This is a genomic window from Lachnoanaerobaculum sp. OBRC5-5, from assembly GCF_000296385.1.
In the GTDB taxonomy this organism is placed as follows: domain Bacteria; phylum Bacillota; class Clostridia; order Lachnospirales; family Lachnospiraceae; genus Lachnoanaerobaculum.
This window is the reverse complement of record NZ_JH815185.1, coordinates 2,141,233-2,153,505: the sequence shown is the minus strand read 5'-3', so window position 1 is coordinate 2,153,505 and position 12,273 is coordinate 2,141,233. Positions and strand designations below refer to the sequence as shown.

11 protein-coding genes and 1 pseudogene are annotated in these 12,273 nt (G+C 38.0%); 8 read left to right on the top strand and 4 right to left on the bottom strand.

Features of this window, described 5'->3' with window-relative positions; genetic code table 11:
• From HMPREF1135_RS10100 to HMPREF1135_RS10075, 6 genes are all read left to right on the top strand, one after another.
• Positions 1 to 1,344 carry an efflux RND transporter periplasmic adaptor subunit gene (locus HMPREF1135_RS10100; protein WP_007594845.1) on the top strand — a complete coding sequence of 448 codons (1,344 nt, stop codon included), beginning with the start codon at positions 1 to 3 and terminating at the stop codon, positions 1,342 to 1,344.
• A gap of 136 nt (positions 1,345 to 1,480) precedes the next feature.
• Complete coding sequence (locus HMPREF1135_RS10095) at positions 1,481 to 1,834, top strand: hypothetical protein (protein WP_007594844.1); 354 nt, start codon at positions 1,481 to 1,483, stop codon at positions 1,832 to 1,834.
• 241 nt (positions 1,835 to 2,075) lie between these two features.
• Entirely contained in the window at positions 2,076 to 2,963 is an 888-nt protein-coding gene (locus HMPREF1135_RS10090) for a hypothetical protein (protein ID WP_007594843.1), read from the top strand.
• 150 nt (positions 2,964 to 3,113) lie between these two features.
• Positions 3,114 to 6,254: a MucBP domain-containing protein gene (locus HMPREF1135_RS10085; RefSeq protein WP_007594841.1), complete on the top strand. Its 3,141-nt coding sequence runs from the start codon at positions 3,114 to 3,116 to the stop codon at positions 6,252 to 6,254.
• On the top strand, positions 6,236 to 6,715 hold the full coding sequence (locus HMPREF1135_RS10080) for a MucBP domain-containing protein (RefSeq protein ID WP_007594839.1): 480 nt from the start codon (positions 6,236 to 6,238) through the stop codon (positions 6,713 to 6,715). Before HMPREF1135_RS10085 ends, HMPREF1135_RS10080 begins: the two co-directional genes overlap by 19 nt.
• A gap of 60 nt (positions 6,716 to 6,775) precedes the next feature.
• The gene (locus tag HMPREF1135_RS10075) at positions 6,776 to 7,156 is read left to right on the top strand and encodes a MucBP domain-containing protein (protein ID WP_007594837.1); all 381 of its coding nucleotides are present in this window, start codon (positions 6,776 to 6,778) and stop codon (positions 7,154 to 7,156) included.
• 91 nt (positions 7,157 to 7,247) lie between these two features.
• On the opposite strand, the gene HMPREF1135_RS10070 is transcribed toward HMPREF1135_RS10075, so the two are convergent.
• The 4 genes and pseudogenes from HMPREF1135_RS10070 to HMPREF1135_RS14185 all read right to left on the bottom strand — a co-directional run bounded on the left by HMPREF1135_RS10070 (position 7,248) and on the right by HMPREF1135_RS14185 (position 10,454).
• A complete protein-coding gene (locus HMPREF1135_RS10070; protein WP_007594835.1) occupies positions 7,248 to 7,658 on the bottom strand; it encodes a VOC family protein in 411 nt (136 codons plus the stop codon).
• A gap of 61 nt (positions 7,659 to 7,719) precedes the next feature.
• Complete coding sequence (locus HMPREF1135_RS10065) at positions 7,720 to 8,247, bottom strand: GNAT family N-acetyltransferase (protein ID WP_007594834.1); 528 nt, start codon at positions 8,245 to 8,247, stop codon at positions 7,720 to 7,722.
• Between the two features lie 164 nt (positions 8,248 to 8,411).
• Positions 8,412 to 8,594, bottom strand: coding sequence for a transposase (locus HMPREF1135_RS10060; RefSeq protein WP_007594832.1), 183 nt, complete (start codon positions 8,592 to 8,594; stop codon positions 8,412 to 8,414).
• Between the two features lie 78 nt (positions 8,595 to 8,672).
• Positions 8,673 to 10,454: pseudogene (locus HMPREF1135_RS14185) on the bottom strand (recombinase family protein).
• 207 nt (positions 10,455 to 10,661) lie between these two features.
• On the opposite strand from HMPREF1135_RS14185, the gene HMPREF1135_RS10050 reads away from it, so the two are divergent.
• Both HMPREF1135_RS10050 and HMPREF1135_RS10045 read left to right on the top strand, forming a co-directional pair.
• On the top strand, positions 10,662 to 11,342 hold the full coding sequence (locus tag HMPREF1135_RS10050; protein ID WP_007594827.1) for a MucBP domain-containing protein: 681 nt from the start codon (positions 10,662 to 10,664) through the stop codon (positions 11,340 to 11,342).
• A 186-nt stretch (positions 11,343 to 11,528) separates the two neighbouring features.
• Positions 11,529 to 12,272 carry an HAD hydrolase family protein gene (locus HMPREF1135_RS10045; RefSeq protein ID WP_007594826.1) on the top strand — a complete coding sequence of 248 codons (744 nt, stop codon included), beginning with the start codon at positions 11,529 to 11,531 and terminating at the stop codon, positions 12,270 to 12,272.
• The last annotated feature ends 1 nt before the right edge of the window (position 12,273 follow it).

The following is a 12,273-nucleotide window of genomic DNA, read 5'->3' as shown; positions in this document are numbered from 1 at the left end:
ATGAAAAAAAATAGTTTAGCACAGCTTTTTGAGGGAAGAAAAAAATACATACTGATTTCTATTATTATCTTAGTTATTATATCAGTCTTTATTATAAATAATCTTAATAAGGCTATAGATGTGGAGGTCTATACCGTAAAGCCGGGAGAGGTGAATGATACTTATAAGGAAAATGCGGTTATAAGTCTTGGAAAGGAGTATCATATTCTTTCCAAGGTGAACGGAAGTATTGAAGAGGTTTTGGTAAATGAAAATTCACCGGTAAAAAAGGGAGATGTGCTTATAAAAATATCAAGCAGAGATCTTGAATATCAAAAGCAGCTAAGGCAGAGCAGCTTGGATTCATATACAGCCAAAAAGGAAGAAAGTGATATAGGTAAGCTTATGGCAACTTCTCCTATGGAGTATATAAGCGGATTAAAATCAAGTCTTGATACTGCAAAAGCAGCATACGAGGCGGCACAGACAGATTACTCGGCAAAACAGGCACTTTTTGAGGCACAGAGTGTATCATTGATTGAACTTGAAACTTCCAGGGCAAATTTTGAAAATGCCAAATCAAATTTTGAAACAGCGTCAAAAAGGCTTGATGAAAGCAATAAATATCTGCAAACTCTGAAAGGCCAGGGCTTAAGCGAAAAGGATATCAGTGAAAAGTTTTATGAAAGTACAAAAAAGCAGATTGAGGCGGCTATTGAATCCGAAAAAACATCTATAGCACAGTTGGAACATCAAATAGAAGATTGTGAAGTAAAAGCGGAATATGACGGAATCATTTCCAAGATACCTGCAAAGGATATATCAATGGCTGTAGCAGGTCAGGAACTTGCGGTAATTGATACAAATAATAATGAGTACAGGCTGGAGTGCAGTGTTTTAACGGATGTTATACCCTATCTGCATGTAGGTGATGTAATGGAGGCGGAGTTTAATCTAAGAGGGATAAAGAAAAACTATAGCGGAAAGATAAGTGAAATATATGATTTTGCGACTGAGGAAAAGTCCCCTCTGGGATTAAAGGAGTACAGGGTAAAACTTGTGGCAATATTAGATAATGTTGAGGATGATATCTTAAAAAGCGGTTATGGTGTGGATGCGATATTTACACTTTATAAAAATGACGAAACGATTTCAGTACCTATAGGCTCGGTTTTTAGTGAAGATGAAGTGGACTATGTGTTTAAGATAGAGGATAAAAAGGCTAAGAAAACTCCTGTAAGCATAAGCTATAAATCATCCACACAAGCAGTCATAACTGAAGGATTAAAAGAAGATGATAAAGTGATTATAAATTCGGATGAAGAAAAGCTTAATGACGGCAGTAAGGTCAGAGAAAAGAAGTAAAGATATAGAAGTTTGATAATAAATATTCAAGAATTTTTAACCGGTCATAATTTTTGACCGGTTAATTCTTTTGTTATGGCAAGGATTTGTTCTCGCAAGAGAACAAATAAACCAACTGGTTTTTGGGGATACAACTTTGACTTATAAGTATTCTTCACAGACGGTAATTTACTACCGGTATAGAAGAATAGCGGTACCGGTTACAACAGCACCTGCAAAGACAAATAAAATAATAATCCCGGGTGGAAAAAGTATAGAATATAATATTAATATAAATAAACCAAGTGAAAACTCTGTTATTTTGATTGACACACCGAAACCTATACCTAAGCCAAGGGACATTCTCATGGCAATGTCAACAAGCACAAGGTTGGGATTAAAGGTACCGAAGGCAGCTGATGAAAGAGACGTAAGAGGATATATGTTTATCCTTATGAGTTCGATTGCAGCGGCAATGTTACTTTCATTAAAGAAAAAAGAAGAAAGATAACTTTCACCCTCCGGCTTTTATCCGGGAGATTTTTTTAGATTAAAAGACAACTGTTGAAAAGATATTGTAAGAATTTGACTATAGTAATTATTACTAGATTACTATAAAATGTAAAAGGATAATGATGTTAAATTTTTGTCTGTTTTGTATATGACAAATAAAAGCATTTTTAATATATATAATTTTATTACCGGGGAAATATGAGAAAAAATCACTGCATTATTTTTTATTATTGTTACCAGTGCTTTCTCTATCGGGGAAAGTATATGCTACGGGTGCCGGCGGTAGTGTTATAACTACAGATGTAAGGTACGGTTTATCCGGGCAGACGTCATCTTTAGTAGCACAAAAGGACTCATACTATGTTACAAATACGATTTCAGGAGCAGTATCTACACTGTACAATCCGTTTTCGTATGTGTATTTTGACAAGAGTATATTTGCACCTCCTGTTGTCAGTGATGTTACCTTGGCATCAGGTGCAAGCAGTGTAAATATTATAAATACAGATCCGAACTATTATATTGTAAAGATAAATTATTCCAGACTGTCTACAGACTTTGTATCAAGTTTGTTCGGATACGGTTACAGCGGTCCTGCAAATACAGCCAACGGCGGTGTATCACAAGTACCGTCAGGGACCGGTGCAGGTATGGATAAGAGAAAGGTAGAGTTTAAGATTACTCTTCCGGCCACCGCAGTATGGGATCCTTCACTTCCGAACAACTCGAACCGGACATATAACAGTGCAGACAGAACTATCACACAGGTAGTGGACAGAGGCTTGGGAACAGTATTACAGCCGCCTTTTTCACTTAAGTGGGACGGAAATCAACCTGTTACTTTAGCTCCTACATGGACGAAGATAACTATGCAACAGGTCACTACATTGGTAAATGATGACGGAACTTTGGATAATTCCACAAGAAGAAGCGGTGAGTTATACTACCATGTTTCATATGTAAGAAGAATCCGTATAAAAAAGACATTACTTGGCGAAGGTGGTTATCTGGTACCGAGGGATGCGGACTATAAGTATAACTATTTGGTAAGTGTCGATCAGTTCGGTGGTACAAGACCGCAGACTGCAAGCAGTGTTACATTCAGAATGATAGAGGATGAACCGTAGGCAAGAAGCCTTCTCACAGGATATGAACTTAGAGTCAGACCTGAAAGATTTACTGCGACAGAACTTGCAAAGCTTTCACACAATAAGCTTATCGGCTCCGACAACGGAACTACATGGACCACTATCGCTACAAATATTACACCTGTTCAGGTGAGTAATGCCACAGATTACAGAGCAAACTCTGTATCTACCACATTGGCTACACCGCCAGAGTACAGGTATTTCAGACTTGTCTTTGATGATGATATAACCATCTCACAGTTTGAAGAGGATGCAGTAGGTTTTATAGTTCAGACACAGCTTACACCTGCTACACATACGGCTTTTATCAACGATTTGAATGCTCGTGCCAATGATGTATATTGGAAGCTTGTCAGAAACTTCGGTAGAGTAAGAAATGCAGCCGGTAATGAGCTGGGATATTCACTGGCTGATGCATATTTAAGAAATCCGTATGCAAGCATGCATCTTCAAAATATCGGAATGAGTATAAACGGTACCTCCGCTACAAGTACGGTAAGTGTTGGAGGAACTATAAAGATAACACCACGTATTTGGTATAACAGTATACTTTGGGACCCAAGAGCTGCCATAAATCCCAAGATGGTGGTTGTAGTCGATTCGGACCTTGCTTTTGACAGTGTGCAACCGCAGATGAATGCCAATTTATTTACTTTAAATCCAACTCCTACAGTTATACAAAATTATAAAGGTAATGTGGGAAAGACAGCGTACGAGTTTGAACTTACAGGATTGACATTCCCGGGTTCTACATTTGCGGGTTACGGAAACTATACACAGAACAAAATCGACCATTTGAATATTTCATTTAAGCCGACAGCCGGTATGGATGGAGGTTCACATGATATAAAGGTAATACTCAGCTGGGATAATAATACCACAGACGCATCAAGTGCGGCTCCGGGAATTATATATTCTTCAGATACTGCAGACTACCTTGACACATATGATGCCAATAACAACGGCAATACAAATGACAGACTTTCCACATTGACATATAACTACACCTTTGTACCGCCACAGGCAATGGTACTCGGAAAGAAAGTGAAACTTTCCACAGATAGTGTATACCAAACAAGCATAAAGGCCGATAAGGGAGATATCTTAGATTATCAGGTTAGAGTATGGAACAATACCAATGACCCGGTGGAAAATCTTCATGTAATGGATGTTTTCCCATATGCAAATGATAAATTTATAGTAAAAGACGGCAGCGGAAACTATCTTGACAGGGATTCAAAAATATATCCGAAGGCTATATCGGGAGTGACTGCCAATAACTCTAAGTTTGATATTTACTACTCTACAGATGCTCCAAGTACAATGATAGAAGGAAATATAGGAGCGACATGGTTACCGGCCGCAAGTATTACAGACTGGTCAGCAGTCACCATGTTTAAGGCTGATTTAAAGTCGGGACAGAGTATAACGGCAGGAGAAGAGGTACTCTTTAATTATAAGGTGGAGATGCCGGATACAAAGGATAATCTCGCCACAGATACTGCAAATAACTCCGTAGCTTCATGGAGAGGTAATAATATTGACGGTGCAAATGAGTTTACCGACTCAAAGATAGGTACTCATAAGTACAATAGCGCAACTCATGCCTTCTATGATTTAAATAATAACGGAGTCTATGACAGCACTGATTTAAATATTGCAAACAGACCATATATACTTGTAAAGCTTGATGCAACGGGAAATGAGACAGTGGTTGAATCGGGAACAACGGATTCAAACGGAAATATTTCCTTTACAAATAAGCTAAGCAATGCAGGAAATTATAAGCTCTATGTGGAGAACTTGACCGGTGACAGCTTTGCTTCACCAAATGTGGCAAGTACTGCCACTGTGATTGGAAATGACTTCACTTCATTTACTACAAGGGCATCTGTAATCAAGGCAAATCAGACTCCGGTACCTAATACACCATGGTCAACTGTGGATATAAGCTTAACAAGAGATAATCCAAGTGCCATCAAAAACCTTGGACTTAAGACTGATTTTTATAATCTTACGGTAAAGCATATAAAGGATGAGGACGGAAGCAATCTTGTTGCCGATGTGGTTACAAGAGAGCCGAGAGATACTGCATATACAACAGCGGCAATCACTACAGATCCGAATTTTGAAGTGGATACTGCAAATCTTCCTGCAAATGCAAACGGAAGTTATACTGCAGATACAACAGTTACATACCATTACATAAGAAGAAATGCAGGAGATGTAACCGTACATCACTACGAAACAGGAAAGACTGATGAACTTTATGCGGTTTCAACAACAGCAACACCTGCGGCCGAAGTACTGTCAGGTGCAAGACAGATGGGTAAGCCTTATCAGACTTACAGAAGAGATGTGAGTACGGCGGGAAGCTATCCGATACCTCATTACCACCTTGTAGGAACACCTACAGGTCCTGCAAGCGGAGCATTTGATGCAACGGCAAAGACGGTTACTTATTTCTATGAAAGAAATGATGCACCGGATGTTACTATAAAATATGTGGATATTGATACAGGTGCAAATCTTACAAGACCTGAGAGTCTTGTAAGTACTGTAATGATCAATACTCCTACGGTTCGTTCAGGAACAAATAAAGAAGGACTTGCATGGGGCAGCAATGTACTTCCTGTAGACAATTATGATTTTGTAAGCAGTACTACTCCTAAAAACGGAGTATTCGGTGACGGAACAACCTCCGTAACATATTCCTACAGAAGAAAAAATGCAGGAAATATTACAGTTCATCACTATGAAAAGGGTACTACCACAGAGCTTTATGCTCCGGTAGCCGGAGGAGCTGTGGGACCGGAAGTTATAAGCGGTACAAATAAGCTCGGACTTACATATCAGTCACAGGAGAGGTCGGCGGACATTGCAAATTATCATTTGTATCAGTCACCGAATCCTACGCTGGTCACATTTGCCTCTACACCTACAGAGCTGATTTATTACTATGAAAGAGATAGTACTTCACCGATAATTATTCATTATTATGAAGACGGAACTACCAATGAGTTGTATTCATCTACTCCGGGAGGAACACCGACGGCTGTGACAGTGGACGGAACCAATAAGCTGGGAACTACTTATACTACACAGAGCATGAATATTCCTCATTTCCATCTTGTAAGCTCACCGGCAAATCCGACGGTGACATTCGGAAATGCGCCTGTAGAAGTGGTTTATAAGTATAAGAGAGATGATGCCGGAGATGTTAAAGTACATATTCAACAAGTCCGAAAAACATGCCATATTATACGGTAGTAAATGCTACACCTGCAGGACATACAGGAACTTATCCTGCCACAGGACTTACAGAGGTTACATACTGCTACAAGAGAGATGATGCCGGAAATGTAACAGTACATCATTTTGAAGTCGGAACAAGCAACTCTCTTGCGGCAGATGAGAATTTATCCGGAGTAAGTAAAGCCGGACTTTCCTATACAACAAGCTCTGCAAATATAGCCAACTTTACGGTAGTAAATCCTACACCTGCAAATCATATCGGAACATTTACGGCAGGAACAAACTATATTGTTACCTATGAATACAGAAGAGATGACGCCGGAGATGTGACAGTAATGTATACCGACAGAGACGGTAATGAACTGGATGCAAGAGACATACTTTCAGGAACAAATAAACTTGGATTGCCATATACTACGGCACCTAAGACTATTGGAGGTCTTGTGCTTGTAAATTCACCGACAAATGCAACGTGAGTATTTACGATTGCTCCACAAGTTGTAAATTATGTCTATAAGAGAGATGATGCGGGGGATGTGACAATATATCACAAGTCTGTACATGACGGAAGTGATTTGGTAGCGCCTACAGTACTTAGCGGTATCGAAAAGCTTGGACTTGCCTATACAAGCAGTGCGGAAAATATCGCAAACTTCGATATAGATAAGATGCCTGCAAATGCAACCGGAGTATTCACTCATGGAGCACAGACTGTGACTTACTTGTACAGAAGAAAAGATGCAGTGGATGTGAATGTAAGATATTTGGATGTTCACGGAAACAGCATAGAAAGTGACGATACAATTTCCGGAGTAAATAAGCTTGGACTTAATTATATAACATCACCTATAAATGTTGAGTATATTTACAAGCGTCAGAGAGCGTTTTGTCAAGTACCTTTTTATGTTTATGAATGATTTTTTGAAAATTGAGCAACAAAAAACAGCAAACCTATTTTGATTTACTGTTTCTCAAATTGTTATATTCAATTAAACAAATAGGGAGTTATTATCTCCAATTACATTCCAAGGGCTTTATATCATACTCAGATGGACCTGATAGAACAATTCGATAACCATCAAGATCAGAAAACCATACTTCCCATTGCTTTGCATACTGATTAAAGAAAGGTTTTTTATCAAATACAGTTTTGAGTTTAATTAATCTATCAAGTGCAACATCAAAATCAACAACTGAAAACCATAATAATACCCCTAATCCTACTGAATCATCAGGTCTGAGTAACGCTTCATGATTAATGTCGGAATCCAAGCAATGTAATTGCAATACAAGTTTATTATCATAAATTAACTGTTCATAATGATTTCCGCCATGCCCTTTTTGAAGTCCAAGATGCTCACAATACCAATCCGAACTTTCTCTAACGCTTATAACCGTAATCAACGTTTGATTATTCATTTTTCTCACCTCTACAAATTCTAATTTTATCTATCCCTACAAACCGAAATTATCTAACAGACTAATTTGTTATATCTGTAATGAGCATCCCATATACATAACTATCAGTCCATTCCCCTTTGTTCCAGTAATCCTTGATAAAATGAGCCTCTCTCCTCATACCAATATTACTGCACAATTTAGCAGAAGATATGTTTTGAGCATCCAAATTCGCTTGTATTCTATGAACATTATATTTTTCAAACAACTCTTTCACTACTTCTTTTACAGCTTCTTTTGCATAACCTTTTCCAAAAAAGTTCAGATTAAAAACGAATCCTATTTCAACGGTTTGTTTCATGCCGATGTACCAGATTGATATATCGCCGATTACTTTTCCATTTAGTAACACCGCTAAATTCAATTGGGAATTCTCTTCCAGTTTATTGTTATTCAATTTTTTTTGAAACTCTTCACTTTTATTTTCATATTCCCAAGCATCCTCTAATAGATACTTGCAAACATCTTTGTTTGAGTAAATTTCGTATGTGTCCTCAATATCATCGGGTAAAAATGGACGAATATCCAAGCGATCCGTTTTTAAGTGCATATTGGTCTTCTTTACAAATCTAAACTTGTTTCTCTAAGTGTTTATCAATATTATACCATTTTGAGGGCATTTTTTCCACTGTCGGATTTCCTTCTTGCCATCGTGTTTTTCATAGAAACAGATTGATAAGAATAAAAAAGCTTGATACAAAGTATTTGTTTTCTTTATTCTTTTCGCTGGGCTTGCACCACCTTAAATAGCTTATCTTGAAAGGTATCCTTGCTCTTTTTATCAAAATATATCTCGGTTACAAAGGTCTTTCCGTTCATCTTTTTCGTTAGAACTCCGTCGGGTTTTCGGGGCATCGCTCGTTCTTCGTTGGTCTGTGTTTTTTGTTTTTCGGTCATTTAATCCTCCTTTTACTTGCACAAAAAAAGATTTCCCATGCTTAGGAAACCTCTTTTCTTATTAGTTGATATTTCGTTTTAGGTTGTTGCTTGTAGTTTCTTTTTTGCTCGGTATTCTTTGTAATATTGCCTACGATATGCTCGTGCTTTTTCTTTCTTAGCTTCTTCGATTTCTTCTCTCATCTGTATCATTTCCTGTTCTGTCGGCTCGATTTGTTTTGTGAGTTCGTTTTCAAATTTTCCGATATAGTCGAAATAGACTTCGATACGCTGAACGGCATATTTTGCTCTTTTGACATCTCGCTCATGCACTACGATTTTATTGATAAATTCATTGATGGCGGTAGGGGTAAGTTCTTCAAAGTCTGAATAGCTTTCTGCAAGTCTTATAAAGTTCCTGGCTCTTTGATTGGAATTTTCAAATTCGGATAAGCGTTCTTCTATTTGCTCCTGTTCCAATTTTAAGCTGTAATATTCTTCTGCATATTTTCCCGATAACTGTTCATAGCGTTTCGGTTCGATATTTCCCAGTGCGTTATCTTCATATAGTTTATTCATCACTCTTTCTATCTGTTCCAGTCTATCTGTGATTTGTGGGATACGCTTTTTCTGTTTCCCTACTTCTTCGGTCTGTTCTTTGGCAAGACTGTTTTTTACCAATGCTTCAAACTCTGATTTGTTTGTGAGTGAAAACTTGCCTATCTTTCGTAAAACTTCTTTGAGCGTTTCCATGACATCATCGACATCAATGCGGTGGGGAGAGTGGCATTTCGGGTGCTTGGCTTTGCCTTTGGCATATTCGCTACAATAGGTTACATGCTGTACTTTATTATTCTTGTGTATGGTGCGAATGTGCATTTTCGTACCGCAATCTTTACAGTACATCAATCCCGATAAAGGGTGGATTTCTCCATCTCCGTTTGGTCTTTTAACGGGTGCGTTTTTCAATATCCGCTGTACATTTTCATAGGTGGCTCGGTCGATGATTGGCTCATGCACATCGGAGGTGATTTGCCACTTATCTTTATCGACATAGTGGTTTCGCTTATCTTTGTAATGCTTTTCGGTCTTGAAGTTGACTATATCGCCACAATACTCCTGCCTTTGCAGTATGCGTGTTAGGGTTGCTTTGTTCCAGTTATAGCGGTTTTCTTCATTGAGTGTTCTGCTTTTTGCGGTTCCTCTGTCTTGCTGTTTCATATAAAAGGTTGGGGTTAGTATTTCTTTGTCTTTGAGATAGGTTGCTATCTGATTACGGTTTTTTCACTCCATAAATAGCGTAAAAATGAGTTTTACAACTTCGGCAGCTTCTTTATCGACGATCCAATAATCTTTGTTGTTAGGGTCTTTTATATAGCCGTAGGGGGCTTCTGTTGCTACGGGCTTTCCGCTTGCTCCTTTTGTCTTAATGCCTGTTTTGACTTTCTTGCTGATATCTCTTGCGTACCACTCCGACATAATATTGATAAAGGGAGCAAATTCCAATGTATTTTGGTCTTTGCTGTCGATTCCGTTGTTGATGGCAATAAAGCGTACATTGTTTCTACGGAATATCTCCATAGCGTTTCCTACTTGAAGATAATCTCGTCCCCACCTTGTCATATCTTTCATAATGACAATGCCGATTTTACCGTTTTCCACATCGCTTATCATCTGTGTGTAAGCACTACGGTCAAAGAAGCGACCGCTTTCATCATCGTCGATATAGTGGCGAATGTTCATCAGCTTATGCTGTTTTGCATACTGTTCTAAGAATGCCTTTTGATTAACGATACTGTTGCTTTCCCCACCGTCCCTATCCTCATCACCAACTGAAAGGCGAGAGTATAGCGCAGTGATTTTGGTTGCATATTCTATCATGGCGTTATCCTCCTTTTTTGTGTCTATATATCACTCCTGTTCAGTTAATATTATGCAACCCAGGATGCAGGAAATGTTATTATTGAATATCTGGATGAGAACGGAAATGTTCCGCTTGTTGAGACTACTGTTTTAAACGGTAGTGAGCAAATCGGAGTACCTTATACTTAAGAGCTTAAGTCATTTGACTACTATGACTTGATTTAAATGCCTGCAAATGCGAACGGAGTATTTAATCCGGGAACACAAAGAGTAACATATATCTTTCGCAGACAGGATTCAGGAGATGTAATTGCCCATTATATCAATCCGGCAGGAGTTGCACTGGATGTAGATGATGTTTTTGACGGCAGCAGAAAACTTGGTCTTGCCTATAGTACAAGTGCAAAAGCTATTGCAGGATATCATTTGGAGAGAGTTGAAGGCGCTGAGAGCGGATTGTTCTCAACTACACAAATAGAAATCAACTATATATACGTTAAAAATCCAAGTGTTATAATCTATCCGGATCCGCTACATACGGCTACACCAAGCCAGATAAATCGTCCGGGTGACAGAAACAATGATATTATCATAAGACCTATAGCTACACCTTCAATAGCCACATCTTCAAACGGAAGAAGAGGCGGCTCGGGCACAAGCTCATCTATAAGACCTACACAGACAGTTGTAGAGAAAAAAGAAGAAATAAAGGCTGATGTTATAAATGTCGAGCCTGTAAAACCTGAAATTATCATAGAGGATCCGAAGAAGTTTACTGCGGAGACTGTATCAGACAGACGCCCACTCCCGGTACCTAAGACCTCGGATAATACAGACCTTTTCAAATATATGATATTACTGATATCTTCCTACGGAGCAATGTTGGTGGTATTTAAGAAGAGATAGTGACTTGACAAGAAGAAAGCCCCGGGAATCGCAACTTCCCGAGGCTTTCGCTATGTGTACATATGGTACAAATATCTCTTTTTTACAATTAAAGTATAACTACTTAGTGTTGTATAGTCAAGAGATGGTTTAATATTTAATTTTTTTTAAAATGACTATTTTATAAAAAAGTGTTAAACTAGCCATATGAATATTTTATTTACAGATTTGGACAATACTTTGATTTATTCAAAGAAAACGAATATAGAAGAAAAGATACCTGTGGAGATTTATAACGGAGAGGTGAACAGCTTTATGTCAAAATACTCATATGAGCTTTTACATAAGTTAAATGAGCTGCTCCTTATAGTGCCTGCTACCACAAGAACCTATATTCAATACAGTAGAATAGATCTTGGTATTACACCAAAATATGTACTATGTGCAAATGGGGGAATACTTTTAAAAGACGGTATAAAGTCGGATGAATGGTATAAAGAAAGCCTTGATATAGTAAAGCCTTCATCAGATGAGAGAGAAAAAGCATATGTATTTTTGCAAAAAGATAAAAGAAGAAAGTTTGAATGCAGAAATATTGACGACTTATTTATCTTTACAAAATGTGATGAGTCGGAAGCAGTTGTAAGAGATCTTAAGAGCATATTGGACTTGGAAAAGGTAGAGGTTTTATACAATAAAGATAAGTTGTATGTAATGCCGAAGAATTTAAACAAGGCGGATACGATTAAGCGTTTTATAAGAGAATATGCTGCAGAGGAAGTACAGATATTTGCTGCCGGAGATACGGAGTTTGATACCGGAATGATAGAGCTCGCAGACATAGGATTTGCACATAAGGATTTGAATATAAGTAAAAATATTTTCAAGGATTATGAAGGACTTTTTTCGGATTTTTATTTGGAAAGGGTTTTAGAATATATTAAGGAGTAGG